Annotated in this window: 24 protein-coding genes; 15 read left to right on the top strand and 9 right to left on the bottom strand. The window is 69.0% G+C overall.

The window, feature by feature from the left end:
* Window positions 1-4 precede the first annotated feature (4 nt).
* Both HUA75_RS16730 and HUA75_RS16725 read right to left on the bottom strand, forming a co-directional pair.
* Window positions 5-2,677 carry an N-acetylmuramoyl-L-alanine amidase gene (locus tag HUA75_RS16730; RefSeq protein WP_174486955.1) on the bottom strand — a complete coding sequence of 891 codons (2,673 nt, stop codon included), beginning with the start codon at window positions 2,675-2,677 and terminating at the stop codon, window positions 5-7.
* Between the two features lie 36 nt (window positions 2,678-2,713).
* Complete coding sequence (locus HUA75_RS16725; RefSeq protein WP_174467770.1) at window positions 2,714-3,595, bottom strand: OmpA family protein; 882 nt, start codon at window positions 3,593-3,595, stop codon at window positions 2,714-2,716.
* Between the two features lie 283 nt (window positions 3,596-3,878).
* Here HUA75_RS16725 and HUA75_RS16720 point away from each other — a divergent pair, with 283 nt between their 5' ends.
* Entirely contained in the window at window positions 3,879-4,511 is a 633-nt protein-coding gene (locus tag HUA75_RS16720; RefSeq protein ID WP_174486954.1) for a hypothetical protein, read from the top strand.
* Window positions 4,512-4,526: 15 nt separating this feature from the next.
* Complete coding sequence (locus HUA75_RS16715; protein WP_141645039.1) at window positions 4,527-5,072, top strand: hypothetical protein; 546 nt, start codon at window positions 4,527-4,529, stop codon at window positions 5,070-5,072.
* Window positions 5,073-5,079: 7 nt separating this feature from the next.
* Here the strand turns inward: HUA75_RS16715 and HUA75_RS16710 are convergent, their stop codons facing one another.
* A complete protein-coding gene (locus HUA75_RS16710) occupies window positions 5,080-5,619 on the bottom strand; it encodes a hypothetical protein (RefSeq protein ID WP_141645038.1) in 540 nt (179 codons plus the stop codon).
* Window positions 5,620-5,716: 97 nt separating this feature from the next.
* Between HUA75_RS16710 and HUA75_RS16705 the strand changes: the two genes are divergently transcribed.
* The 4 genes from HUA75_RS16705 to HUA75_RS16690 all read left to right on the top strand — a co-directional run bounded on the left by HUA75_RS16705 (window position 5,717) and on the right by HUA75_RS16690 (window position 9,547).
* Window positions 5,717-6,442, top strand: coding sequence for a TetR/AcrR family transcriptional regulator (locus HUA75_RS16705; RefSeq protein ID WP_174461069.1), 726 nt, complete (start codon window positions 5,717-5,719; stop codon window positions 6,440-6,442).
* 9 nt (window positions 6,443-6,451) lie between these two features.
* On the top strand, window positions 6,452-7,360 hold the full coding sequence (locus HUA75_RS16700) for a transglycosylase SLT domain-containing protein (RefSeq protein ID WP_174486953.1): 909 nt from the start codon (window positions 6,452-6,454) through the stop codon (window positions 7,358-7,360).
* Between the two features lie 151 nt (window positions 7,361-7,511).
* Entirely contained in the window at window positions 7,512-7,739 is a 228-nt protein-coding gene (locus HUA75_RS16695; protein WP_174486952.1) for a hypothetical protein, read from the top strand.
* A 116-nt stretch (window positions 7,740-7,855) separates the two neighbouring features.
* Entirely contained in the window at window positions 7,856-9,547 is a 1,692-nt protein-coding gene (locus tag HUA75_RS16690) for a von Willebrand factor type A domain-containing protein (RefSeq protein WP_254627585.1), read from the top strand.
* Here HUA75_RS16690 and HUA75_RS16685 read toward each other — a convergent pair.
* Window positions 9,541-10,284: a glucosamine-6-phosphate deaminase gene (locus tag HUA75_RS16685; RefSeq protein WP_174486950.1), complete on the bottom strand. Its 744-nt coding sequence runs from the start codon at window positions 10,282-10,284 to the stop codon at window positions 9,541-9,543. The two genes, HUA75_RS16690 and HUA75_RS16685, sit on opposite strands and share 7 nt — an antisense overlap.
* Window positions 10,285-10,491: 207 nt before the next feature.
* Between HUA75_RS16685 and HUA75_RS16680 the strand changes: the two genes are divergently transcribed.
* From HUA75_RS16680 to HUA75_RS16670, 3 genes are all read left to right on the top strand, one after another.
* Window positions 10,492-11,919, top strand: coding sequence for an amidase (locus tag HUA75_RS16680; protein WP_174486949.1), 1,428 nt, complete (start codon window positions 10,492-10,494; stop codon window positions 11,917-11,919).
* 78 nt (window positions 11,920-11,997) lie between these two features.
* On the top strand, window positions 11,998-13,035 hold the full coding sequence (locus HUA75_RS16675; protein ID WP_174486948.1) for a 6-phosphofructokinase: 1,038 nt from the start codon (window positions 11,998-12,000) through the stop codon (window positions 13,033-13,035).
* A 101-nt stretch (window positions 13,036-13,136) separates the two neighbouring features.
* Complete coding sequence (locus HUA75_RS16670; RefSeq protein ID WP_174486947.1) at window positions 13,137-14,768, top strand: long-chain fatty acid--CoA ligase; 1,632 nt, start codon at window positions 13,137-13,139, stop codon at window positions 14,766-14,768.
* Window positions 14,769-14,846: 78 nt separating this feature from the next.
* Here HUA75_RS16670 and HUA75_RS16665 read toward each other — a convergent pair whose 3' ends face one another.
* Window positions 14,847-16,874 carry a hypothetical protein gene (locus HUA75_RS16665; RefSeq protein ID WP_174486946.1) on the bottom strand — a complete coding sequence of 676 codons (2,028 nt, stop codon included), beginning with the start codon at window positions 16,872-16,874 and terminating at the stop codon, window positions 14,847-14,849.
* Between the two features lie 272 nt (window positions 16,875-17,146).
* Complete coding sequence (locus HUA75_RS16660) at window positions 17,147-17,500, bottom strand: hypothetical protein (RefSeq protein ID WP_141645029.1); 354 nt, start codon at window positions 17,498-17,500, stop codon at window positions 17,147-17,149.
* A 311-nt stretch (window positions 17,501-17,811) separates the two neighbouring features.
* On the opposite strand from HUA75_RS16660, the gene HUA75_RS16655 reads away from it, so the two are divergent.
* Both HUA75_RS16655 and HUA75_RS16650 read left to right on the top strand, forming a co-directional pair.
* Window positions 17,812-18,348 carry an FHA domain-containing protein gene (locus tag HUA75_RS16655; RefSeq protein ID WP_141645028.1) on the top strand — a complete coding sequence of 179 codons (537 nt, stop codon included), beginning with the start codon at window positions 17,812-17,814 and terminating at the stop codon, window positions 18,346-18,348.
* 183 nt (window positions 18,349-18,531) lie between these two features.
* Complete coding sequence (locus tag HUA75_RS16650; RefSeq protein WP_174486945.1) at window positions 18,532-19,743, top strand: metallophosphoesterase; 1,212 nt, start codon at window positions 18,532-18,534, stop codon at window positions 19,741-19,743.
* A gap of 8 nt (window positions 19,744-19,751) precedes the next feature.
* Here HUA75_RS16650 and HUA75_RS16645 read toward each other — a convergent pair whose 3' ends face one another.
* From HUA75_RS16645 to HUA75_RS16635, 3 genes are read right to left on the bottom strand one after another with little or no spacing between them, the layout of a single operon-like run.
* The gene (locus HUA75_RS16645) at window positions 19,752-20,378 is read right to left on the bottom strand and encodes a class II aldolase/adducin family protein (RefSeq protein WP_141642986.1); all 627 of its coding nucleotides are present in this window, start codon (window positions 20,376-20,378) and stop codon (window positions 19,752-19,754) included.
* 32 nt (window positions 20,379-20,410) lie between these two features.
* Complete coding sequence (gene mtnA, locus HUA75_RS16640; protein ID WP_174486944.1) at window positions 20,411-21,517, bottom strand: S-methyl-5-thioribose-1-phosphate isomerase; 1,107 nt, start codon at window positions 21,515-21,517, stop codon at window positions 20,411-20,413.
* Window positions 21,514-22,398 (bottom strand): S-methyl-5'-thioadenosine phosphorylase, encoded by an 885-nt coding sequence (locus tag HUA75_RS16635; RefSeq protein WP_174465115.1) that lies wholly within the window; start codon window positions 22,396-22,398, stop codon window positions 21,514-21,516. The genes mtnA and HUA75_RS16635 overlap by 4 nt, the downstream gene beginning before the upstream one ends.
* A gap of 112 nt (window positions 22,399-22,510) precedes the next feature.
* Here HUA75_RS16635 and HUA75_RS16630 point away from each other — a divergent pair, with 112 nt between their 5' ends.
* The 4 genes from HUA75_RS16630 to HUA75_RS16615 all read left to right on the top strand — a co-directional run bounded on the left by HUA75_RS16630 (window position 22,511) and on the right by HUA75_RS16615 (window position 24,506).
* Window positions 22,511-22,882 (top strand): helix-turn-helix transcriptional regulator, encoded by a 372-nt coding sequence (locus HUA75_RS16630; protein ID WP_141642978.1) that lies wholly within the window; start codon window positions 22,511-22,513, stop codon window positions 22,880-22,882.
* On the top strand, window positions 22,879-23,361 hold the full coding sequence (locus tag HUA75_RS16625) for an SRPBCC domain-containing protein (protein WP_141642977.1): 483 nt from the start codon (window positions 22,879-22,881) through the stop codon (window positions 23,359-23,361). The genes HUA75_RS16630 and HUA75_RS16625 overlap by 4 nt, the downstream gene beginning before the upstream one ends.
* A complete protein-coding gene (locus HUA75_RS16620; RefSeq protein ID WP_174486943.1) occupies window positions 23,354-23,887 on the top strand; it encodes an SRPBCC family protein in 534 nt (177 codons plus the stop codon). The genes HUA75_RS16625 and HUA75_RS16620 overlap by 8 nt, the downstream gene beginning before the upstream one ends.
* Window positions 23,888-24,065: 178 nt before the next feature.
* Window positions 24,066-24,506: a CBS domain-containing protein gene (locus HUA75_RS16615; protein ID WP_217439553.1), complete on the top strand. Its 441-nt coding sequence runs from the start codon at window positions 24,066-24,068 to the stop codon at window positions 24,504-24,506.
* The last annotated feature ends 29 nt before the right edge of the window (window positions 24,507-24,535 follow it).

Here is a 24,535-nt window from a genome sequence, read left to right as displayed (position 1 = left end):
GACCTCAAGGCGCGTGCAGGTGGAGCCGCATCTGCCCCAGCCCCGCCTGGAGCGTCGCGAACCCGGGCGTGACGGCCGTCAACTGCGCATCCGTGGCGGCCGTCGCCGCGAGCAGCCGCGTCAGCCACTCCCGGCTGTTGGCCGTCGCGTCCACCTGGGGTCGGGTCGCACCGTCGGCGTCCTGCAACATCTCCATCTCCACCGAGCCCACGCCCTCGCGGTTGTTCAGATACGTCACCACGCGCCGCACCGTCTGGATGAACTCGTACCAGGCCGCCACCGTGGTGCCGTTACCAGGGCGGACATCCACCGCGTTTCCCGCGAGGTGCCGTCCCGCCCGAGCGCTCAGCGCGTTGACCTCCACCGCCACATGGCTCAGCAGCACCGTGACGCCGTGCTGGCGGTCGTTGATCATCTCCAGGGCATCGAGCAGGCGCATCCGGAAGCGCGTCGTCTGCTGCGGCGCCGCGGCCAGCGCCGTCAAATCACAGAGCCGGTCCACGGTGACTTCGTAGAGGTTGTCGTTCCACCGGACCTCCGCGTACCCCTGGGGTGGCGCCACGGAGGGGACGGGGTTCACGAAGCGCACCACGTACCCGTTCTCCACGGCGATGGTGCTCGTCACCTGTCCACGCGTCTTGTCCTGGGAGCGGAGAATCTGCTCGTGCCGCGCGACACGCTCGTTCATCCACTGCATGAACACGAGCGGGTGCAGGTGCCAGACATGCGAGTCGCCCAGGAAGGGCCCGATGACAGCCTCGGTGGCGACGCCCTGCATGTCCGTGTGGAAGCACAGGGGCCGGATGTTCGCCTCCCACTGCTCGTTGGTGAGCGCCTGCGTCAGCGCCACCTCGACGGCCGGCTGCCCCACGACGATGGTCTGCGTGAGCTGCTCACGCGTCTGCAGGCTCCACTCGCTGCGGAAGCGCACGGCCACCTGGCGCAAGTCACTCACCGCCGTGCGGACATCGACCTGGGTGATGGGCGGATAACCCCGCCCCTGGAGCCAGTCGTCCAGCGCGGGCAAGTCACAGACCAGGTCCTCCGTGGTGTCCTCCATCCGGTTGGCCGCATCCACCCACGGGCTGTCGGCGAGCCGGGACACGTCCGCGGTGGTGAAGACCTCCACATGCACCGTGGGCCCATACACGGGCCCGGTGGCATCCATCCCGGTGATGTACGTGCCCGAGTGGCCCACCAGGTCACTGAGCAGCACGGTCTGGTCGGGATAGAAGATGTCGCCGTTGTCGGGCGCCTGGTCCGTCGGATGGTCGATGAAATAGTGATTGAGCCAGTCCGGATGCGCCGCGTAGTCGACCACCGCGGCCCCCGCGTCGCTGCGTGCAATCACCTCCGGTCGCAGGTGCATGTAGAGCGAATAGACGGTCTCCGTGGAGTCCGCCCCGTAGTCGATTTCCCCTTCGCGGTTCGCGTCCTCGCGCACGTGTACTTCATGACGCACGAGCACGAAGCAGCGGCTGTAGCGAGGCTCGACTCCCTGCACCAGCCCGTTGACGACCCGCGCGGCGACGATGCGGCCGTTGGCCATGGCATAGACGGGCCTCGCGTTCTCCCCCGAGGGGAGGTGGATGCCGCCGTGCCACAAGCGATTGAGGCCTACCGGGAAGTAGCCGCCGCCCGTGCCCTCGCATTCGGTGAAGTAGTCCACGCGACGGCTTGCGACGTTGTACGCCGTCATCGCGATGTAGTCGGCGGAGCGCGCCGTCTCAAGGTAGTTCAGCGCCCGCGTCGTGTCGTCCAGGTTGACGGGGTACCACCACTCGTCACTGACGCCGCGCTTGAGCCGGTAGAAGTCCATGGACGCGCCCGGGTCCGAGCGGTCCGCCTGGATGTTGTTGTGCCCGATGATTCCCTGGAAGGAGCGCACCCGCTCCTTGTTCTGGAGCACCGCGGGTGTGTTGAGCTCGATGAGGTCCTGGACGTCAATCCAGGGTTGCTCGACGCCGGTGGCCGGATGCAGCAGGAAGGCCTTCGGGATGCGATTCATCTCGCACATGCACTTCGCCCACTTCACCAGCGTCTGGTACTGCTCCTCGGTGAAGAGCACGTCCAGCGGGTACGTGGCGCGGTTGTCATTGCGCTCGTCGTCGAACGTCGCGACCTTGATGTAGTAGTAGGAGCGGCTGGCGCTGGTGCTCTGGAGCACCGTCCCGCCATTGATTTTGCCCAGCTTGTACCGGCGCGTGCCGCCCGTCTTCGAGCCCGGATGGGTGCTGTAATTACACTCGTCCGGGAAGGTCGTCACGGTCTGGAAGTCGATGCCGGGATAGCCATTGACGCTGTAGAGCGTGGGGCCCTGCTGAATCTTGCCGAAGCGCGCCAGCTCCACGCCGATGGACGTGAGGTTGACGAAGCTGTACTGCCCGGAGAAGTCGGGCGCACCGCCCACGTGGTTGGTGCGGACAATCATCTCCTCGCACTGGAACAGCGTCCCATCCAGGTCGATGTTGAAGGTGGCGCCGTACCAATCCGTGGCGGGCGCCTGCCAGTTCCCCGCCACCCAGCCGTGGGTGTAGTGCAGGGTGATGGTCCGCGTGACGTTCCGGTGGCGCGTCGCCGCGTTCCAGGCCGGAGTGCTGGTGGGCGGCTGCTGGTCTCCCACCGCGGTCAACACATCGGTACGTCCGTAGAGTCTCAGGACTTCCGGAACGGGCATGATGGCTCCACGCGAGCTGAAGGCAGGACGGCCGCCTCAGACAGAGAAGAAGAAGGTGTGGCGCGGGGTGATGGGCAGATAGCTGCGCTGGTAGCCGCCCTGGGCCCCGTAGAGCTGCGCGCCCGGAGGACTCTGGCGCGAGAAGTCCGGCGGCGGCTCCTCGAAGAAGACCAACTCCACGCGTCGGTTGACCTGGGAGCGAAGGTTGTCCTGGCCCTGGCCTTCGATGGGCCAGTCCTCGCCGCACCCGAGCACCGCGGGCGTGGCGAAGCTCAGCGCACCCCGCGCGGCCTTCAGGTCCACGCGGCCCGCGACATACGTCTCATAGAGTTGGAAGACGGCCTTCCAATCCTCCACGCCCGGCGCGCGGGAGTCCGGCGGCTTCGAGCCGTGCGCGGCCTCCACGGCCTTGCGGAACGCCTCGAGCGCCGCCGTCGTGCGCTTTCCGTGCTGGCCATCGATGCCACCCGGGTCGCAGTTCCAGCCGTACTCGTCCGCCACCCAGGTGAGGACCGTCTGGTAGTCCTGCACCGTGTGCTCGGCGCACGAGGAGGCCCAGCCCGCCTTGTCGCCCGTCAGGAAGTCATGGACGTTCTGCGCGCGGGCCTTCGACAAGGCGCGGTTGGAGCCATCCCCTCCGACGCTGTCGGTGTGCCCTGCGACAAGCAGCGTCTGCTTCTTCTCCAGCGCATACTCGAGCGCGCGGATGACACACGTCAGTCCGCCCGTGTGGCCCTCGCGCCAGTTCTCGCGCGCGTGAGGCGCGGGCAGCAGCACGGCGCTGCCGGAGTGGAAGTTGAGGTCGTCCAACTCCACCACGACGGCCGCGCGACGCTTGAGGACCAGGGTGTGGGCTTCGCCCGTGGGTAATCCGAGGCCCGATGTGAGCTTCCGCGCGGTGACCTTGCTGTGAGACATCCTCGCCCCCCCGGACCGCTGTTGTTGGAAGTTGAACTCTAATCATTCCTTCACCGCGCGTGCGAGTCCCTCCAGCAAGAAGTCGACGCGCGCGGGTGGCTCGCGCCTGCCTGCCCCGCATGACGCGGCAGCGCTCCGCTCCACCGAGAATCCTCGCGCCAGGAACCCAGGGCTTTCCGCGCCTCGGCCGCGAGGGCTCATCATTTTCATCCCCGCGACTTCCGTTTCCGCGCTCGCCGCCGAATGATGCTCGCCGGGCCGGACATCCTTCGTGGAACAGCACATGACGATGGCAACACCTTCGACGAGACGACGTGCGGCATCCCTCCGACGACCTGGCACGGCCCTGGCCTGCCTCGTGGCGGTGGCCACCGGGGCCGCCGCCCACGCGCAGGAGGAGACGGCGGGCGCGGAGCCCTACCGACTGGGACTGCTGGTGGATGCGGGCGCGCCCCACGGCATCGGCGTGTCCGCGGTCTTCAAGCCCCTGCCCTGGCTGCGGCTGCAAGCAGGTCCCACCACCAACACGTTGAGCCTGGGGTTTCGGGGCGGCCTCAGCCTCCTTCCGATGCAGACGTTCATCTCCCCCTCCATCAACGTGGAGGGCGGGCACTACTTCGGCTCCGACTACAACGACGTGGTGGACTGGCTCGGCGCCACGCCCACGTCGGCGACGTCCGCCATCCGCGACATCAGCTACGACTACGTCGCCGGCAGCGTGGGGCTCGAAATCGGCGCCGCCAACCGGTTCAACTTCTTCCTGCACCTGGGCCTGAGCTACGTGCGCATGGGCGTGGACGACGCGAGCGCGCTCATCGAAGACGCCACGGACGAGTCGGACATCACCGCGCGAAACCTCACCGTGCGCGCCACCATCCCCTCCGTGAAGGTGGGCTTCCTCTTCTATTTCTTCTGAGTCTGGAGACACACCATGCGAACGAATTCCTTCCGCGCCCTGGTGCTCTCCACCTGTGCGCTCGTCGCCACCGGCTGCGACTCGCTCTTCTTCATCGAGGCGGAGGCCGAGGAGATCTGCAAGGCAGAACCCGACGTCGACTTCCCCGCGGCCTTCCCCGGCACCCTCAGCATCGAGTACTCGATGGAGTTCCCGCTGGGTGACTTCGACGAGGTGCTTCCCCAGGACACCGACGTGGAGACGGAGCTGCGGCTCAAGGGCTTCGAGGTGACGTCCAGCACGGACCTGAGCGGCATCGAGCGCGCCAGCGTCTCCGTGGTCCGCCCGGGCACCAGCGAGAGCATCCTCATTGGCGAGTACCGCCGCACCAACACGTCGCCCACGCAGTCCATCCGGCTCACCGGCAGCGGCGCGGTGAACCTGCTGGACATGGCCCGCGAGGACGCGCTCGAGCTGACCTTCGAGGCGCGGGGCTCGCTGCCCACGCGCGACTGGAACGCGAGAATCGAGGCGTGCGCGGGCGTGCGTGCCAAGGCGAACTACTTCGACCTCGTCTTCTAACCCCGCGTCACGGGTGCGCGGGGGACGCGGACGTCAGGCGTTCCCCCGTGCCCATGGGCACCGGCACCGTGGAGGCCGAGGGCTGCACGCCCAGGTACTCGCGCCGAGTGCCCAGCAGGTTGTCGAAGAACGGGTGCGTCACGCACCAGTTCGCGTTCTGGTCCGAGCCCAGGTGGTGGTCGTAGTGCCAGGGCAGGTGCTCCCGGGCCCACTGGGGGTCCAGGTGCGCGCGGCGGTGGACGCGGTAGTAGTTCACCGCGCACGCCCACACGGTGCCCACGAAGAAGGGGGCCACCGGGAACAGCGGCGCGTGCGCCAGGGCCACCGCGGCCAGCCCCAGGAGCTCCTTCGTCTGCGCGGACCAGGTCCACAGCGAGCGCAGGTACTGGTCATCCAGCATGTCGTGCTTGCGGGACGCCTGGTGGTGCTCGTGCCAGTGGAAGCCCCAGAAGCTTCCCCGGTGTCGACCCAGGCCATGCAGCACGTACTTGTGCAGCGCCCATTCGCCGAAATTGGAGTACGCCCAGCCCAGAGGGATGCCGATCATCGTCGCTCTCCAGCGGGGCGCCCGGCCGACTCCCCGCCCTCAATATCATGACTATTTGGTCACTCTTTTTCTATCACGCAATGAGTCGGAGCGCACGATGGTGAGCCGCGACGGCACGAAGGCCAGGGGCGTGGAGGCGGACAAGCGGCCGGGGCGGCCGGGTGGCCCGAGGGAGACGGCGCGGCGGGAGCGGAGGAAGGAGCTGGAGGACGCGGCGTTGCGGCTCTTCGTGGAGCGGGGGCTGGACGCGGTGACCATCGACGACATCACCCAGGCGGCGGGGGTGGCCAAGGGGACGTTCTACCGGTACTTCGTCGACAAGGCGGCGCTCGTGGAGGCGCTCTTGGAGCCGGTGCGGGGCGAGCTGCTCTCGGGGTTGGAGGCGTGCGGCCAGGCGCTCGGGAAGGCGCGGGGCGTGGAGGCGATGTTCGAGGCGTACCGCGCCATGGCGGCCGTCATCGCGAGCGCGCTGTTGCAGTACCCCGGCGTGGTGCGGCTGTACCTCCAGGAGAGTCGGGGGCCGGCGGTGGGTGCGCGGCGGAAGGTGGCGCAGCTGGCGCGGGAGGTGTCGCGGCATGCGGTGGATATCACCCAGAAGGCGCACACGCATGGGCTGTTGCGGCCGATACGGCCAGCGGTGAGCGGGCTCGCGGTGGTGGGGGCGGTGGAGCGGCTGCTGCTGGCGGTGTTGAGTGAAGAGGACATCGGCAATCCGCTGGAGTTGCCGGACGCGCTCACGACGCTGGTGCTGGACGGACTGCGAGTGCCGCCTGGGACACGGGAGGGGCGCCGGAAGTTGGACGGGGGAGCCAAGCGCACTTAAGGGTGGAGCGTGGCGCGCAAGCGGGCCCTGGGTGGCTTCAGCATTCCGTGGTGGGCGTGGGTGGGGCTGGCGGCTGTCACGCCGGTGGTCCTCATCAACACGGCCATTGCGTGGCTGGGTGACACGCACGTGTCGCCGCTGTCGCTGTCGTTCCTGGAGATGAAGGTGAACGCGCTGCGCACGTATGTGGCGCACCGGCCCTCGTGCGTGCTGGATGGGCACGAGCCGCTGGAGCCGCTCATCGCACGGGCGGAGCGGAGGCACGGGCTGCCCGCGGGATTGTTGCAGGCGCTGGTGCTGGTGGAGTCGGAGGGGCGGGTGCATCGCATCTCTCCGGCGGGCGCGATGGGACCGGGACAGTTGATGCCCACCACGGCGGTGATGCTGGGGGTGGAGGACCCGTTCGACCCGGAGCCCGCGTTGGATGGGAGCGCGCGATATCTGGCCGAGCAGCTCCGGCGGTTCCGGGACGTGAGGCTCGCGGTGGCCGCGTACAACGCGGGGCCTGGCGCGGTGGATGGGCGCGTGCCGAGGAATGGGGAGACGGAGTACTACGTGCCCAAGGTGCTCACGGCCTGGGTGCGGACGCGGCCGCCGGAGCCGCCGCCTCGTCCAGTGCCCGTGGTGGCGGCGCGTGCTCGGCCCGTGGTGGCTGTGGTGGCGAAGCCCGTGGCACCTGTGCGGCCCGCCGTGGCGCCGGTGAGCAAGAAGGCGGGGCCCAAGGTCGCGGCGAAGCCGGTGGCCCCCGTGCGCCCCAAGGTCGTCGCCAAGGTGTCAGCAGCGCCGGCGCGCAGCGCGGTCGTCGCCAAACCGGTGGCACCCAAGGCGAAGCCAAAGAGCGCGGCTGGTCCCGCGAAAGCGCCGACTCGCGCGACGCAGGCGAAGCCCACCGTCACCGCGAACACGCGACCGGGCTGAACAGGGACCGGCCTCGAGGGTCGCCACCATGGCGACCTGTCTTTCGAGTCCTCTTCGCCGTGACACGCCGCGTGGCCACGAAGCACTCGACAACTTTGCGCGCGGCATGTTGGGTTCGAACCCTTTCGCTGAAACGAGTCCCGGGTCGACCATGAAGCGAGCCACCCGCATCCGTCAGTCCGCAATCCGCGTCCGCAGCGGCATCCGACTGGTCCTGTTCCTTCTGGCCCTGTGTCTGTGCGCGATGTTCTTCAGCGTGACGTGGGCCGCGAAAACCATAGGAATCCTCATCCTCTACGTCGCGGCCACGACGGCCCTTGAGGCCTGGAACGTGTGGCGCCTGAGTCGCCTTCCACCCGAGGAGTCGGACCGAAGCTGAAACCCGACGTGAGCGGGAGGCCGCATCGGTCGGATGACCGACCTCCTCCCGTTGACCGACCTCGGGCGAATGACGGACGCGCGGCGTGAAGCACTCGTGCGACGAGTAGCTCACGCATGACGACTCCCTCCACGCCCCGAGGCTCCATGAGCAAGCGCTTGAAGGTCCTCTACTCCCTGCTGTCCCTCGTGCTCGCCTTCGTGGGCGTGGTCACCCTGTTCGGCGACAACATCCGCAGGCACTTCGGGGCAACCGCCTCGTCGCTCGCCGGCAGCCCGGACGTGGCCTACAGGAAGAGCATGCGCACCTTCGGAGAGAACACCGCCTACGGCAACGACGGCGCGCCCTCCACTGTCGACTCCCTCCAACGCAAGCCGATGCGCCACTTCAACTCGGGCGCCTACGCCGAGGCTCCCGCTCCCAGCCAGCGCGAGGAGCGCCTCGCCTCCAACGCCTATACCCGCACCGAGAACGACCCGCTCTCCACCTTCGCCGTGGACGTGGACACCGCCTCCTACGCCCTCTTCCGCCGCGCCGTGAAGGGCGACCGGCTGCCCTCCGCCGACACCGTCCGCGTGGAGGAATGGGTCAACTACTTCCGCTACCGCGTCCCCGAGCCCAAGCCCGACGAGGGCGCCTTCCACGTCGCGCTCGAAGCCGCGCCCTCCCCCTTCGCCCCCAGCCAGCACATCCTCAAGGTGAGCCTCCAGGGTCGCCACGTCGCCAAGGCCCAGCGCAAGCCCACGCACCTGGTCTTCCTCGTGGATACCAGCGGCTCCATGAACGGCGAGGACCGGCTGGAGCTCGCCAAGACGTCGATGAAGCTCGCCGTCGCCGGCCTCAACCCCGCCGACACCGTCACCATCTCCACCTACGCCGGTGACGTGCGCACCGTCCTGGACACCACGCCCGCGCGCGACCGCAAGGTCATCGAAGCCGCCATCGACGGCCTCTCCTCCGGCGGCGGCACCGCCATGGGCAGCGGCCTGGAGCTGGCCTACCAGCACGCCGTCCGCATGGCCGGAGCAAACCGCGTCTCCCGCGTCGTCGTCCTCACCGACGGCGACACCAACCTCGGCCGCAACCAGACGGCGGACGCCATGCTGGAGAGCATCAGCCGCTACGTGAAGGAAGGCGTCACCCTCTCCACCATCGGCTTCGGCATGGGCAACTACCGCGATGACCTGATGGAGCGCCTGGCCAACAAGGGCAACGGCAACTGCTACTACATCGACTCGGAGCGCGAGGCCCGCCGCGTCTTCCAGGAGCAGCTCGGCGGCACCATGGAGGTCATCGCCCAGGACGTCAAAATCCAGGTGGAGTTCGACCCGACCGCCGTGCGCGGCTACCGGCTGCTCGGCTACGAGAACCGCGCCATCGCCGACAACGACTTCCGCAAGGACGCCGTCGACGCGGGCGAAATCGGCGCGGGCCACACCGTCACCGCGCTCTACGAACTGGACCTCACCGGAGAAGGCTCCACCGTGGCCACCGTCCGCGTGCGCGCCAAGAAGCCCGGCGACTCCGAGGTCGCCGAGCAGCGCTTCACCCTGCCGCGCCACCAGGTGCGCGAGTCCCTGTCGACCGCCTCCTCCGACCTGCGCTTCGCCCTCGCCGTCGCCGGCACCGCGGACCTCCTGCGCGGCACCACCCCGACGGATGACCGCGGCTTCGCGCGCATCCACTCGCTCGCCGAAGATGCCGTGGACGGCCAGGAAGACCGCGAGGAGTTCCTCACCCTGCTCGGCAAGCTGCGCGAGCTGATGTCGCCGCGCCTCGTCCGCAACGCGAACCCGACGCGCTACTGAGTCCGCGCCGACAGGGCGCTCGCCGAGGCCCTGTCCAACCACACCTCCACGTCGCGGTGCAGTTGCAGGAACGACGCGGGGCAGCGCGGAGTCACGGGGCCCTCCACCATGGCCTTCACCGCCTCCGCCTTGCCCTCGCCAAACGCCAGCAGCATCGCGCGCCGCGACTGGATGAGCGCCCCCATTCCCAACGTCAGCGCCTCCAATGGCACGCGGCTCGGGTCATCGCCGAAGAGCATCGCGTTGGCTTCCCGCGTCTCCCGGCTCAGCCGCGTCCGGTGACAGCGCGCCTGCAACTGCTCCGCGGGCTCGTTGAAGGCCAGGTGCCCGTTGGCGCCAATGCCCAGAAGCACCAACCCCAGCCCACCCTCCGCCGCCAGCTCCGCCTCGTAGCGCGCGCACTCGGTCTCCGCGTCCGGCACCGCGCCGTCGAGGAAGTGGATGCGCTCCTCCGACAGATTCACCTTCCGGAAGAAGTGCCGGTCCATGTACGCGCGAAAGCTGCCCCCGTCCTCCGCCGACACCCCGAGCAGTTCGTCCAGGTTGAACGTCCGCGCGCGAGACCAGTCCACCGCCTTGCGCTCATGCAACGCCACCAGCTCCCGGTACACGTTGAGCGGCGTGCGCCCCGTGGGCAGCCCCAGCACCAGCGACGGATGAGACGTCACCGCCTCGCGGACTCGCGCGGCGCATGCGACGGCCGCGTCCTGCTCGGACTCGAAGACTCGAAGGTGCAAGGAGGCTCTCCGCTCGCGAAAGAGGCGCGCACACGAACATAGAAGCCCCACCTCCAACACGAGCCCTGAGTCAGGAACGCGTTCACCACGAGGCGCGTCTGTGACAACTGCTGCAACTGTCTCTTTCCGATACCGCACAAACGCAACGCGTCATGCGTGGCGGCCCGCATGCGAAGGTGTCGACGAGGAAAGCAGTAGAGTCGACGGATGGACCCCTTCGTCAGCCTCGACGCCACCGCCCAGGCCGAGCTCGTCCGCAGCGGGGAAGTCACGCCGCTGGAGCTGGTGGACGCGGCCATCGCTCGCATCGAGCGCTGCAACCCGAAGCTCAACGCCGTCGTGCAGACGCAGTTCGACACGGCGCGCGCGCGGGCGAAGGCGCCCCTTCCCCAGGGCCCCTTCACCGGCGTGCCCTTCCTGCTCAAGGACCTGCTCGCCGCGCAGGAGGGCTACCCGCTGAGCTTCGGCTCGCGCTTCACGAAGGACTTCTCACCGAACCACGACAGTGAGCTGGTCAAGCGCCACCTGCGCGCGGGGCTCGTCGTGCTGGGAAAAACCAATACGCCGGAGCTGGGCCTCCTGCCCACCACGGAGGGCGCGCTGCACGGCCCCTGTCGCAACCCGTGGGACGTGACGCGCTCGCCGGGAGGCTCCAGCGGCGGCGCGGCGGCGGCGGTGGCCAGCGGCATGGTGCCCTTCGCGCACGCTTCCGATGGCGGCGGCTCCATCCGCATCCCCGCGTCGAGCTGCGGCCTGTTCGGCCTCAAGCCCAGCCGGGGCCGCAACCCCACCGGGCCGGAGCTGACGGACAGCGTCCACTGGTTGGTGGGCGAGCATGCCCTCACCCGCACGGTGCGAGACAGCGCCACCCTGCTGGACGCCACCGAGGGCCCCGACCTGGGCGCGCCCTACATCGCCCCGCCCACGACGCGGCCCTACAGCATGGAGGTCGGCGCGCCACCTGGACGCCTGCGCATCGGCCTGACGCTGCGCAACGCCGTGGGCGCCCCCGTCCACCCGGAGTGCCTGGCCGCGGTCGCCGCCACCGCCCGGCTGCTGGAGGGCCTGGGACACTCCGTCCTCGAAGGCAGCCTGCAGATACCGGGCGACGAGGAGCTGGGACAGCACTTCATGACGGCGTGGGCCGCCAGCGTGGTGAACAGCATCGAGGGCCTGGGTCGGCGCATGCGCCGCACCCCGGAGCCCGAGCACTTCGAGCCCTTCACCTGGGCGCTCTACCAGTTCGGACTGAGCCAGGGCCTGACGGCCTACCTGCACGCCCAGGCCGAAGTGCTGCGCTTCGGCCGCGCCTTCGCCCGACGCTTCGAGGACGTGGACGTGTGGCTCCTGCCCACCGTCACCGAGCCCGCGCCCACGCTGGGCACCTTCGCCGCCCCACCCGACGAGCCGCTCGCTCCGCTGTTCCGCTCGGCGGCCTTCACGCCCTACTGCCCCATGGCGAACATGGCGGGCAACCCGGCCATGAGCGTGCCCCTCCACTGGAGCCCGGAGGGGCTGCCGGTGGGCGTCCAGTTCATCGCCCGATTCGGCGACGAGGCCACCCTCTTCCGGCTGGCCGCGCAGCTCGAGTCGGCGCACCCCTGGACGCACCGGCGCCCCTCGGTGTTCGGCTAGGGGTCGCCACGTCCTTCGGAGAGCGCTCGGGCAAACTTCGCGAGCACGCATGGCGCCGGGCGCGATACAACCTTCCCCATGAAAGTCGCCGTGCTCACCGGCGGGGGTGACTGCCCCGGCCTGAACGCCGTCATCCGCGCCATCGTCCGCCGCGCCACCGCCCACGGTTTCGAGATGATGGGCCTCCGAGACGGGTGGAAGGGCCTGCTCGAGGACAACCACTTCCGCCTCACGCGGGAGACCACCTCCGGCATCCTCCACCGGGGCGGCACCATCCTCGGCACCTCGCGCGTCAACCCCTTCAAGGTCGAGAACGGCCTGGAGAAGGTCAAGCGCGCGATAGAGCGCAATGGCATCCACGCGGTCATCGCCATCGGCGGCGAGGGCACGCTGTCCGCCGCCACGCGCATGTCGGAAGAGGGGCTGCGCATCGTCGGCGTGCCGAAGACCATCGACAACGACCTCAACGGCACGGAGTTCACCTTCGGCTTCGACACCGCCGTGTCGATTGCGACGGAGGCCGTGGACCGGCTGCACTCCACCGCGGAGTCCCACAAGCGCGTCATCGTCTGCGAGGTCATGGGCCGGCACGTGGGCTGGATTGCCACCTACGCGGGCATCGCCGGCGGCGCGGACGTCATCCTCGTCCCGGAGATTCCGGCGGACCTGGAGCGCGTGGCCGAGCACATCCAGCGCCGCCACGCGGGCGGGCGCACCTTCTCCATCGTCGTCGTCGCCGAGGGCACGCGAATCAAGCTGGCGGCGGACCAGAACGAGCAACTGGTCACCAGCGGCTCGCTGGATGAAGCAGGCCGGCCGCGCCTGGGCGGCGTGGGCAACATCGTCGCGCACGAAATCGAGCGCCGCACCGGCTTCGAGACGCGCGTGTCCGTGCTGGGCCACATCCAGCGCGGCGGCGCACCCACCGCGCATGACCGCGTGCTCGCCACCCGCTACGGCGTCCACGCCTGCGACATGGTGGCCCGGGGCGAGTTCGGGATGATGGCCGCGCTCAAGGGCAACGAAATCATCAGCGTGGACCTGTCCGCCGCGACGAAGGAACTCAAGAAGGTGCCCAAGGAGTTCTTCGAGGTCGCTCAGGTCTTCTTCGGCTGACGCAGTGCGGCAGCAAACGAGCCGCGTGACGCGGGACGCTGGCTCGTGTGCGCATCCGGTAGCATCGGTGGCCTACCCCTCGCAGTGAAGGGACGGTGCCGATGCTTCCAGGACGCATGATGGACTTCCCGCTCACCCTGACGCATTTCCTGGAGCGCGCGCGGACGTACTTCCCGCGCTCGGAAATCGTCAGCCGCAATCCGGACAAGACGACGCACCGCTATACCTATGCGGACTTCCACCGGCGCACGTGTCAGTTGATGAACGCGCTGACGCGGCTCGGGGTGAAGGCGGGCGACCGGGTGGCGACGCTGAGCTGGAATCACTACCGGCACCTGGAGGCGTACTTCGGCATTCCGGCGATGGGCGCGGTGGTGCACACGCTGAACCTGCGCCTGCACCCGAATGACCTGGCCTACATCGCGCGGCACGCGGAGGACTCGGTGGTGCTGGTGGACCGCTCGCTGTTGCCGCTGTTCGAGAAGTTCGCGGCGCAGGTGCCCACCATCCGCCACGTCATCGTCATCCCGGACGCGGGGCCCGCGCCGGAGGGGATGCTGGACTACGAGCAGTTGCTGGCGAAGGAGTCGGTGGACTTCGACTTCCCGACGCTAGAGGAGAACAGCGCGGCGATGCTCTGCTACACGTCGGGGACGACGGGCAACCCGAAGGGCGTGCTGTTCAGCCACCGCTCCATCGTGTTGCACACGTTGGTGTGCTGCATGAAGGATTTGACGGGCATTGGCGAGGCGGACTCGGTGCTGCCGGTGGTGCCCATGTTCCACGCGGCGGCGTGGGGACTGCCTTTCGACGCGATCATCACCGGAGCGCGCATGGTGATGCCGGGGCCGCACCTGGACCCGCCGTCGCTGTTGGAGTTGATGGCGACGGAGAAGGTGACGGTGGCGGGGGGTGTACCCACCATCTGGCTGGGGATTCTCGCGCTGTTGGACCAGGACCCGAAGAAGTGGGACCTGAGCGCGATGCGGACCATGTTGATTGGGGGCTCGGCGGCGCCCCCGGCGATGATTGACGGCTTCCGGCAGCGGCACGGGCTGGAGGTGACGCACGCCTGGGGCATGACGGAGATGAACCCGGTGGGCACCATGGCGAAGGTGAAGCAGGAGCTTCGCCACGCGGACGCGAAGACGCAGCTGGCGGCGCAAGGCTCGCAGGGCTTCGCGCTCCCGTTCGTGGAGACGCGGGTGATGAGCGAGGAGGGCAAGCCGTTGCCGTGGGATGGCTCGACGATGGGCGAGCTGGAGGTGCGCGGGCCGTGGGTGGCGGGCTCGTACTACGGCGGCGAGGGACAGGACCGCTTCACGTCCGACGGCTGGTTCAAGACGGGTGACGTCGTCACGCTGGACGCGGATGGGTATGTCCGCATCTGTGACCGGAGCAAGGACGTCATCAAGTCGGGCGGCGAGTGGATTTCGTCGGTGGCGCTGGAGAACGCGCTGATGAGCCACCCGGCGGTGCTGGAGGCGGCGGTGTTCGCCGCGAGGCACACCCGCTGGGACGAGCGCCCGCTGGCGGCGGTGGTGCTCAAGCCAGGACAGGCGGCGACGAAGGAGGAGCTGGCCGAGCACTTGGCGAAGCAGTTCGCCAAGTTCTGGCTGCCGGACGACTACCTCTTCATCGCCCAGATTCCCCGCACGTCCACCGGCAAGTTCCTCAAGACGAAGCTGCGCGAGGACTACGGCGACCACCTGCTCAAGAGCGCCACAGGGTGAGTTGAACTGGCGGTCTCGAAGCTGAAAGCACGGTCCGCGTCAGGCGATGAGCGCGGACCGTGCAGGATGCGAGTGACGTCAGTTGGCGCCGAGGCAGACGCCGCCGCAGGTGGTCTCCACCTTGCCGTCCGGCCGCAGGAAGAGGTCCACCTGCTCGCGGCCCTTCACGTTGCGCCGCACGCCCTCATGCACCGGATTGTCCTGCGCCGGCAGGTCCGCCACCGTGCCCGGCAGCGGCGTGGGCAACCCGAAGTCGAACTGCACCAGCGCCGCGCTGTCGATGGCGCCCTCGAACACCGGCAACTCCGGCACCCGCCACGTCGCCGGCAACTGCTGCGTCAGCCCCATCGCCCGCGCGTGAAGCTCCGTGGCCACGTTGGGCACCTGCGCATCCCCCAGCCCGTACTGCACCAACACCCGACGCGACGCCGGTCCACCGGTGTACAGCGTCGTCACCACGTGCGGTGCATAGGTAATCGGGTCGATGCGGTCGAAGCTCGTCTGCGTCAGCGCCGCGAACTTCTGCTGGTCCAACGCGTCCGGCACCGCCGCCGCAATCGCCTGGAGGAACATCGCGAACGGCTTCGCCCGGAACATCATCAGCGAGAAGTCCGCCCCACCCACGCTGAACACCGCCCGTGAGATGTGCGGCGACAGCGCCACGTACGTCCCACCCAGGATGTGCCCCTGGCTGATGCCGTAGAAGTACGTCTGGTCCGGGTCATACACGAGCACCCCGTTGTCCTTGAGCTCCGCCAGGTCCTTCAACGTGGTCCGCGCCGCGTAGGTGACGGCCATCTGGTTCACCATGCCCTGGTGCACCCTGTCCGTGAAACGCAGCGTCTGCGCGGGCTGCTGCGACATGGCGCCAATCACCCCCGGCGCGTCCGCCTGCGACATGCCCCACCAGTCCACCGTCATCACCACCATCTTCGTCGCTTGCACGAAGGGCCGGACGAACGAGCCGTCCGACTCGCCCTGGCTGCCGAAGAAGCCGTGCCCGTACTGGAGGAAGCGCACCGGCGCCACCGACTGGCCCCAGACACTCCGCGGAATCTGGAGCGTGAAGGGCACCTCCGCCTCGCCATTGCGCTTCACCCGCCCCTGCGCGTCACGCGCCAGCAGCGCCCCCGCCTGCGCCGTCTCCGTGAAGAGCGGCACCCGCAGCGTCCCCTTGATGCGGCGGAAGATGTTCGCGTCCACCTCGTCCTTCACCTCCGTCACCGTCACGACAGGCCGCGTGGCCTCCAGCGCCTCCATCGCGAGCCGCCGCACGTCCATCATGTCCCGGGTGACGTTCTCCTCCGTCTCCGTGGTGAAGTCCCACGCGAGCTGCAACTCCGAGCGCGCCACACCCGCGGCCTCCAGCGCCGGGAAGATGTCCGCCTCGTACCGCGCGGCCAGGGGCGCCAGCAGCGGGTCTCCCGCCGTCTGCCCATCCCGGATGCGGCGGAACCCCTCTGGCACGGGCACGGCCGTCCCATCCTTCGCCTTCAGCCCGCGCAACGCGACGATGTAGCGCGCGCCACCGCGCAGCCGCACCGCCGGCCGAACCAGCAGTACCCGGTGCGCATCATCCGGCGCGCGCGGGTCCAGCTCCGCGAAGTGCAGCACCCCCGTGCCCGCTTCCGCGTCCAGCACCACCGTGGCGCCCGTGGTCGCCGCCGTGGGCTGCGCCACCGACGGCAGGTTCGTCGCGTCCACGCCTCCCGGGAAGAGCGCGAGCATCTGCGTCCCATGCGAATAGCCATCCGCCGGATGCAGGTCCGTGAAGTCAAAGGGCGTCCCGTCCTTCATCTTCAGCTTCGCCGCCGTGGTCAACTTCACGCGGTGACCCGACGGCAGCGCCGCGTCCTCCTGCAGGAAGTAGTTCGACGGGTACGGCAACAGACAGTCGTGCTCCGACGCCAGCGGGTTGCAGCCCTCAGGCACCTCCAACGCCGGCAGCTGCGTCCCAGAGTCCCCCGCGTCGGGCGTGCCGCCACCGTCGGGCTGCTCCTGCCCGGCGTCCGGCGGCGCGTCATCCTCCGAATCCGAACACGCGGTCATCGCCAGCAACGACAACGCCAGCACCCACGCGCCGCGCTTCTTCATTCGCTCCCACATGGTCCGAGGACTCCTCGTGCGAACACAGATGTTTGTGTCACGAGGATGTAACCGGAGACGTCACCCGAGCAAAGCCTTGTCTCACGACGCACCGCACCACGCACAACCCTGGCATGCCCCGCGTGCGTGGGCCCCGCGCTCGGCTGTCCAATGTCGCACACCCACGCCTCCCTGGAACCATGTCAGGCCCCACGGAAAGTGAGAGGAATCAGGCAAGCAGCGGAACAGCGTCAGCCCGATTTACGGACTGACGCTGTCTATCCACGGATGCTTCAGATTCCGCAGATATCTTCAGCCAGCGAGATGCACGCCGCGATGAACTGCGCGGTGGTGCAGCCGCCGTTCTGGGTGCAGACGATGTCGCCGGTGCCCGGCTCGCTACACCACTGGAGCGTCACCCAGCACGCCGCCTGGGTGAGGGTGCGCTCTCCCTCGATGGACTGCGCGCTCAGGTTGTTCTCTCCCGAGGCATCCCGCACCGTCACGGGCGTGCCATCGGCGCGCGTCGCCTCATAACGTGGGCCCAGCTCTCCGGAGACGGCCTCGGGCGAAGACGTCTCGGGACCACAGCCCGTGAGCATTCCAACGGCGAGCCCCGCGACCACGATGAATGACAGCGCTTTCATATGGGTTCTCCTGGTGATGGAGCTCACCGACCTGAGCCCCACTGCCCATATGCAATGTTTGTATTTCCTCCTCTATCGTTGATTGCCGCTATCTGAAATGTTTTCAGCCCATTCCCGAGTCTGGGATTACAGCCCGCCGCAATCACTGCGCATGGATTGGGTGCGAGAACGCCCGTCGTGAAAGCTTCCGCTCATCCTGGTCGCGCGGGCTCCGGCGCCCTCGCACAGGAGCGTTGTCTGGTGGACGGGAGCCTGGAGCGCGCGGAGGGCGCGAGCGTCCAGCGCGTCCTCCAGGTTAAGTTGCGGCCACCATGCCGTCCGTGAAGCAACTTCGCCCGTTCGCCCTGGCAACCCTGGAAGCCTTCCTCGACGCTTCCGGGCCCGTGGTCCTCGTCCAACAGCCGCCCGAGCCTGTCTTCCAGCAGGTGGCGATGCGGCTGGGTGAGGCGCGCACCGTGGGCATGGCCCATCGCAGCCGACTGGTGGACCGCCTCTTCGTCATGCTCCGGGGCTTCGACGCGCTGGAGGTCCACTTCCTGCGTCCCGCCATGGATGGCCACGAACTCACCGTGGGGAGGATGGAGGGCTGCGCGCTGCTCGTCCCGGACCCATCCGTCTCCAAGCACCACGCCACGCTGAAGTGGCACGAGTCACGGGGCGACTGCTCGGTGAAGGACGTGGGCTCGATGAACGGAACGTGGGTCAACGCCTCGTCGCTCACCGCGGAGCAGGAGGTCCTGCTCACGGACGGCGACGCGCTGGGTTTCGGCGACGCCCAGTTCCTCTACCTGCGCACGGAGACGCTGCACGCGCACCTGCGCATGGCCAGCCCCGGCACCCACCGCTGATTCGCTCCTCGCGGGAATGCCACACCCGACTTGCGCGTAGGGAGGGCGGCCTGGCGCTCCCCTGCTCCCGGCCGAGCCCGGCTCGCACGAGGCCCCGTCCTCTCCTACATTGAGCCACTTCGTGCGGCGAGGCAGGCGGGTCGCCGCTATGACTCCCGCTCTTCAGCGCGTGGGAGTGTGTGGATGGTCAGGCCGTTGCTTCTCCTCTTGGTCTATGTGGGCGCATGGGCCGTGCTGCGCGCGCTCTGGCCCGACCTGTTGCGTGGGTGGCGGCGGTGGGTGCTGCTGGGCGGCTCGGTGATGTCCCTGGCCGTGTGGCTGTTCCCCCTGCTGGCGGGCACCCACGTGGAGCTGCCCGCCGCGCTGCGCATCCTCGCCGTCGGGTGGTCCATCTCCGCCATCATCGTCGTGCTCGCCGGGACGCCCATCGCCCTGCTGCGCAAGTGGGTGGACAGGAAGAGCCCGGAGCTTGTGCCCTCCGCCCCGCTCGCTTCCGACGCGATTGCCCCCATCACTCCACCCCCCGCCCTGGGTGGGATGAGCCGGCGCAGCCTGCTGACGAACGCGGGGCGCGCGGTGCCGTTGCTCGCGGCGGGGACGAGCACGGTGGGCCTGGCGGGCGGCGCCACGGGCTTCACGCTGAAGTCGGTGGAGGTGCGCCTGCCCGGCCTGCCCGCCGCGCTGGACGGGTTTCGCATCGGGCAAATCACCGACGTCCACGTCGGCACCTTCATCGACACCCACTACCTGCGCGAGACGGTGGCCGCGATGAACGAGGCCCAGGTCGACCTCCAGGTCATGACGGGTGACCTCATTGATGACCTGGACCAGCTCGACGGCACCATGGCCGCGCTGGAGTCCTGCCGCGCCCGCCACGGCATGCTGGCGGTGCTCGGAAATCACGAGCACTGGCGCGGCCTGGACGAGGTCCTCGGCGCATACGCCCAATCCCAGGAGCGCGGCGGCCCGGTGCGGCTGCTGGTGGACTCGTCCCACGTCATCGAGCACGGCGGCCAGCGCGTGCGCATCGTCGGCGTGGACTACCCCATGTCCGGCCGCAGCCACCGCGTGAAGGCCGAGCGCATGCGCCAATCCGCGGAGAAGGCCTTCCAGGACACCGCCTCGGACGAAGTCGTCCTCTGCCTGTCCCACCATCCCGACTTCTTCAACCACGCCGCCGAGCGCGGCGCCCGGCTCACGCTCGCCGGCCACACCCACGGCGGCCAGGTGGCGTTCTTCGGCGTGCCCGCCTTCTGGTTCGCCTTCCAGTACATGCTCGGCCGCTATCGGCGCGGGGACCACCAGCTCTACGTGTCCGGCGGCACCGGCCACTGGCTGCCCTTTCGTCTGGGCGTCCCTCCCGAGGTGACGGTGCTCACGCTGCGCGCGGCGTAGGCGCGCCTTCAGCGACCTCCGGGCGGCGACTGCTGCCCGTACGTCTTGAACTTCTCCAGCACGCGCGCCATCTCCTCATCGTCGAGGAGCACCGGCTCGCCCACCTGGAGCGCCCGCCAGTACATGGCCGCGAGCGTCTCCACCTCCACCGCCAGCTTGAAGGCCTGGGCCAGGCCCGCGCCCAGCGCGAGCATGCCGTGGTTCGCCATCAGGCACGCCTTGCGTCCCTCCAGCGCCTCCAGCACGCGGCGCGCCAGTTCCTCGGTGCCGAACGTCGCATAGGCCGCGCACCGCACGTCCACGCCGCCCGCCGCGGACACCATGTAGTGGAAAGCGGGGATGCCCCGGCGCAGACAGGCCAGCGTGGTGCAGAACATGGAGTGCGCATGCAGCACCGCGCCCACCTCCGGGCGCGCCACCAGGAGGTCCCGATGGAGCTGCCACTCCGACGACGGAAGACGGCGCCCCTCATGGCTCCCGTCCAGGCGCATGAGGACGATGTCCTCCGGCTCCAGCACGTCGTAGTCCATGCCGGTGGGCGTCAGCAGGAAGCCCTCCGCCACGCGCAGGCTCAGGTTGCCGGACGTCCCCTGGTTGAGTCCGGCCGCGTTCATCTTCCGGCAGGTGGTAATCATCGCCTCGCGCGAGGCGCGGTCATCCCGGCTGCTCACGAAGCCCTCCCCGCCCGCTCCGGGAAGAGGGAGCGCAGGCCTTCCTCGGAGGCGGGGCACACGCCTCGCTCGGTGAGGAGCGCCGTCACCAGCCGCGCTGGTGTCACGTCGAAGGCGTAGTTGGCGGAAGCACTGCCCTCCGGCGTCACCCGCACCGTGGCCACCTCACCCGAGGCCAGTCGCCCGGTGACGTCGCTCAGCTCGGTGCCGTCGCGCTGTTCAATCGGAATCTCCCGCACCCCGTCTCGCAGGCTCCAGTCGATGGTGGGCGAAGGCAGCGCCACGTAGAAGGGCACGCCGTTGTCCTTCGCCGCGAGCGCCTTCAGGTAGGTGCCAATCTTGTTCGCCACGTCTCCGTGCGCCGTGGTGCGGTCCGTGCCCACCAGACACAAGTCCACCTGCCCATGCTGCATCAGGTGGCCTCCCACGTTGTCGGCGATGACGGTGTGAGGGACACCGTGCTGTCCCAGCTCCCAGGCCGTCAGCCCCGCGCCCTGGTTTCGCGGACGCGTCTCATCCACCCAGACATGCACGGGCAGGCCCGCGTCGTGCGCCAGGTAGATGGGCGACAGCGCCGTGCCCCAGTCCACCGTCGCCAGCCACCCCGCGTTGCAGTGGGTGAGCACCTCCAGCCGCCCCTGGCGTCCCTTCCGCTCCCAGGCGGCCTCCAGCAACTTCAGGCCGTGCCCACCCATGGCGCGGTTGATGGCCACGTCCTCGTCGCACAGCTCGGCCGCGCGCTGCTTCGCGGCGGACGGACGCTCCGAGACGGGCAGCGGCTCCAGCAACTGGCGCATCTGCTCCAGCGCCCAGTGCAGATTGACGGCGGTGGGACGCGTCGCGCCCAGGACCTCGCGGGCCCGCGCCAGCGCCGCATCCGAAGCGTCCTCGCGCAGCGCGAGCCAGACGCCATACGCGGCGGTGGCGCCGATGAGCGGAGCGCCTCGCACACGCATCGCACGGATGGCGTGCGCGGCCTCCTCCAGCGTGCCCAGCCGCGCGGTGACGAAGGCGTGGGGAAGGCGAGTCTGGTCGATGATGCCCACCGCCTGCCCGTCGGGCTCCAGCCAGATGGTGCGCATGGGCCTGCCCTGGACCTTCATCGGTTCAACACCCGGCCGGCCACGGCGGACAGCTTTTGCGCGAGCGCGGCATCCCGAGCCTCAGGCGCGGTGATGACCGCGTGGTCCAGGGCGCGCTGACAACCCTGGCGACAGGGCCCCTCGTGTCCACCGAGCAGCGGCGTCACCTGCTTCACCAGTCCGCGCGCCTTGCCCGCGTTGCCCAGGAGCACGGAGACGACCTGATCCACGGTGACGGCGTCATGGTCCGGATGCCAGCAGTCGAAGTCCGTCACCATGGCCACGGTCGCGTAACAAAGCTCCGCCTCCCGGGCGAGCTTCGCCTCCGGCATGTTCGTCATGCCGATGACGTCACAGCCCCACGTCCGGTACAGGCGGCTCTCCGCGAGCGAGGAGAACTGCGGTCCCTCCATGGCCAGATAGGTGCCGCCCCGCCGCGCGGCCACGCCCAGGTTCTCGCAGGCGGCCATCACCGCGTCCCCCAGCCGCGAACACACCGGCTTCGCCATGGACACGTGCGCGACGAGCCCCGTGCCGAAGAAGCTCTTCTCCCGCGCGAAGGTCCGGTCGATGAACTGGTCCACCACCACGAAGACGCCCGGCGGCAGGTCCTCGCGAAGGCTGCCCACCGCGGACAGCGAGAGCAGGTCCGTCACCCCGCTGCGCTTGAGCGCGTCCACGTTCGCCCGGAAGTTGATGTCGCTCGGGGCGATGCGGTGGCCCCGGCCATGGCGCGGCAGGAAGACCACGCGCTGTCCCTCCAGGGTGCCGAAGCACAACTCGTCGGAGGGCTCGCCAAAGGCAGAGGACACCTTCTTCCAGGCGACGTCCTTCAAACCGTCAATCTGGTACAGGCCGCTGCCACCGATGATGCCGATGACGGGCGGGGAGGCATCGGACATGAGGTCTTCTCCCGGAAACGAAAGGCGCGGGCGAGCGTACCAGCCTCCCCGGCCCACGGCGGCACGGGCTTCGTCGGTTGACAGTCCCACGCACGGACCTATATTCAACCTCATGGTTGAACAACGTCTCGCCCAGCTCGACAACACCTTCCACGCGCTGTCGGACCCGACGCGCCGGGCGATGCTGCGCAACCTGTCCGTACATGAGCGCAGCGTCGGAGAGCTGGCGGCGCCCTTCCGGATGTCCCTGGCCGCGGCGTCCAAACACATCAAGGTGCTGGAGCGCGCGGGGCTGGTGCGCCGCGAGGTGAAGGGCCGCACGCACGTCTGCCGACTGGACGCGAAGCCGCTCTCGGAGGTGAAGGACTGGCTCCAGTACTACGAGCGTTTCTGGAGCGAGCGCCTCGACGTCCTGGAGGCCCTCCTCCGAGAGGACGCGCCCACGCCCCCTTCCTCCCCCCGCAAGAAAGGACGCTCCCGGTGAGTCCCCACGCCCCCATCCAGGTCCAGCTCGTGCGCCACTTCGACGTACCCGTCGAGCGCGTCTTCGACGCCTGGGTCGACGCGAAGCTCCTGGGCCAGTGGATGTTCGGCCCGCGCGTGCGTGACGAACAGGTCGTCCACCTCCACCTCGATGCCCGCGTGGGCGGCACGTTCTCCTTCCTCGTGCGCCGCCGGGACATGGACATCGACCACATCGGCACATACCTGGAGGTCGACCGCCCCCACCGTCTCGTCTTCACCTGGGCCATCCGGGAGGACAACCTGGCGGAGGAGGACATCAGCCGGGTGAGCCTGGAGTTTCGTCCCCAGGGCACCGGCTGCGAGCTGACGCTGACGCACGTCATGTCGTCCAAGTGGGCCGAGTACGCCGACCGGACCCAGGCGGGCTGGGCCACCATGCTCACCGCCCTGACGCGCGCGCTCGCCGCGCCCGATGCGCTGGAGCCCCGCCATGGCTGAGTACGGAATCGTCACGGAGCCCCAGACGGTGCGCATCGAGCGCGTGCTGCCCGGGCCCATCGAGCGCGTGTGGGCGTTCCTCACCGACTCGGAGAAGCGCGGCAAGTGGCTGGCCGCCGGAGAGCTGGAGCCGCGCGTGGGAGGCCGCGTCGAGCTGCGCTTCCTCCACTCCACGCTCTCCCATGAGCCCCTGCCGAAACGCTACGAGGTCATGCGCGACGGCCATCGGCACCTCGGCCACGTCACTCGCTACGAGCCACCCCACGCGCTGAGCTACACCTGGGCCGAGCAGACGGGCGCACCCTCCGAGGTGTCGTTCGAACTGAGCGAGCGCGGCACCGAGGTACTGCTCGTCCTGACGCATCGACAGCTCACCACGCGCGCGGACCGGGTCAGTGTCGCCAGCGGTTGGGACACCCACCTGGGCATCCTCGACGACCATCTCTCCGGCCGTGCGCCCCGAGGCTTCTGGTCCACGCACGCCCGCCTGGAAGCCGAATACGAGCAGCGGCTTCCGCGCGACTGAGGGACAAGGGGTCCGGGGCCCTTCATCGGCTCGGACCCTTGCCCCACCGCTGTCCGGTCCTCGAACCGCGCCCCCGCATCCCGGGCCGACCGAATGGCGAACACCCGGGTCTCACGCTGTCGCCTTCCGGGGAGAGGCCCACCTTGAGGCGGAGAGACACTCGCCCCGGGAGGCCCCCATGAACGTCGAAGAAGTCATGTCCGAGAACCCCGTCACCTGCCTGCCCGACACCGGCATCGAGCAGGCCGCGCGGTGGATGGTGGAGTGTGACTGCGGAGCCCTGCCGGTCATCGACGTGGACAACAAGCCCATCGGCGTCATCACCGACCGCGACATCACCTGTCGCATCATCGCGAAGGGGAAGGACCCCTACATGCTCAACGTGAGCGATGCGATGAGCATGCCCGCGGCGACGGTGTATCGAGACACCAGCCTGGAGGACTGCCTGGAGTTGATGGAGCAGAACCAGGTCCGCCGCATGGTGGTGCTCGACGACGACGGCACCGTCTGCGGCATGGTGGCGCAGGCGGACCTGGTGAAGCAGCTCAAGGCGGAGGAGACCGCGGAGCTGATGCGCGAAGTGTCCGTCGACACCGAGTCCCCTTCACAGGTCCACTGACGAAACACCTCGGGGCGCGGTGGACTCAC

It is taken from the genome of Myxococcus sp. CA040A, from assembly GCF_013336725.1.
Classification (GTDB): Bacteria; Myxococcota; Myxococcia; order Myxococcales; family Myxococcaceae; genus Myxococcus; species Myxococcus llanfairpwllgwyngyllgogerychwyrndrobwllllantysiliogogogochensis.
Note: the sequence above shows the minus strand (reverse complement) of the source record. Positions and strands in the feature narration are given on the sequence as shown.

Bases quoted from the DNA above. Each gene is read 5' to 3' on its own strand.
- HUA75_RS16675 (WP_174486948.1), top strand. From the start codon at position 11,998: ATGAAAGTCGCCGTGCTCACCGGCGGGGGTGACTGCCCCGGCCTGAAC.
- HUA75_RS16665 (WP_174486946.1), bottom strand. From the start codon at position 16,874: ATGTGGGAGCGAATGAAGAAGCGCGGCGCGTGGGTGCTGGCGTTGTCG.
- mtnA (WP_174486944.1), bottom strand. From the start codon at position 21,517: ATGAAGGTCCAGGGCAGGCCCATGCGCACCATCTGGCTGGAGCCCGAC.
- HUA75_RS16645 (WP_141642986.1), bottom strand. From the start codon at position 20,378: ATGATTACCACCTGCCGGAAGATGAACGCGGCCGGACTCAACCAGGGG.
- HUA75_RS16680 (WP_174486949.1), top strand. From the start codon at position 10,492: ATGGACCCCTTCGTCAGCCTCGACGCCACCGCCCAGGCCGAGCTCGTC.
- HUA75_RS16715 (WP_141645039.1), top strand. From the start codon at position 4,527: ATGCGAACGAATTCCTTCCGCGCCCTGGTGCTCTCCACCTGTGCGCTC.
- HUA75_RS16620 (WP_174486943.1), top strand. From the start codon at position 23,354: ATGGCTGAGTACGGAATCGTCACGGAGCCCCAGACGGTGCGCATCGAG.
- HUA75_RS16690 (WP_254627585.1), top strand. From the start codon at position 7,856: ATGACGACTCCCTCCACGCCCCGAGGCTCCATGAGCAAGCGCTTGAAG.
- HUA75_RS16655 (WP_141645028.1), top strand. From the start codon at position 17,812: ATGCCGTCCGTGAAGCAACTTCGCCCGTTCGCCCTGGCAACCCTGGAA.
- HUA75_RS16720 (WP_174486954.1), top strand. From the start codon at position 3,879: ATGACGATGGCAACACCTTCGACGAGACGACGTGCGGCATCCCTCCGA.
- HUA75_RS16730 (WP_174486955.1), bottom strand. From the start codon at position 2,677: ATGCCCGTTCCGGAAGTCCTGAGACTCTACGGACGTACCGATGTGTTG.
- HUA75_RS16635 (WP_174465115.1), bottom strand. From the start codon at position 22,398: ATGTCCGATGCCTCCCCGCCCGTCATCGGCATCATCGGTGGCAGCGGC.
- HUA75_RS16725 (WP_174467770.1), bottom strand. From the start codon at position 3,595: ATGTCTCACAGCAAGGTCACCGCGCGGAAGCTCACATCGGGCCTCGGA.
- HUA75_RS16615 (WP_217439553.1), top strand. From the start codon at position 24,066: ATGAACGTCGAAGAAGTCATGTCCGAGAACCCCGTCACCTGCCTGCCC.
- HUA75_RS16630 (WP_141642978.1), top strand. From the start codon at position 22,511: ATGGTTGAACAACGTCTCGCCCAGCTCGACAACACCTTCCACGCGCTG.
- HUA75_RS16695 (WP_174486952.1), top strand. From the start codon at position 7,512: ATGAAGCGAGCCACCCGCATCCGTCAGTCCGCAATCCGCGTCCGCAGC.
- HUA75_RS16660 (WP_141645029.1), bottom strand. From the start codon at position 17,500: ATGAAAGCGCTGTCATTCATCGTGGTCGCGGGGCTCGCCGTTGGAATG.
- HUA75_RS16710 (WP_141645038.1), bottom strand. From the start codon at position 5,619: ATGATCGGCATCCCTCTGGGCTGGGCGTACTCCAATTTCGGCGAATGG.
- HUA75_RS16670 (WP_174486947.1), top strand. From the start codon at position 13,137: ATGCTTCCAGGACGCATGATGGACTTCCCGCTCACCCTGACGCATTTC.
- HUA75_RS16705 (WP_174461069.1), top strand. From the start codon at position 5,717: ATGGTGAGCCGCGACGGCACGAAGGCCAGGGGCGTGGAGGCGGACAAG.
- HUA75_RS16650 (WP_174486945.1), top strand. From the start codon at position 18,532: ATGGTCAGGCCGTTGCTTCTCCTCTTGGTCTATGTGGGCGCATGGGCC.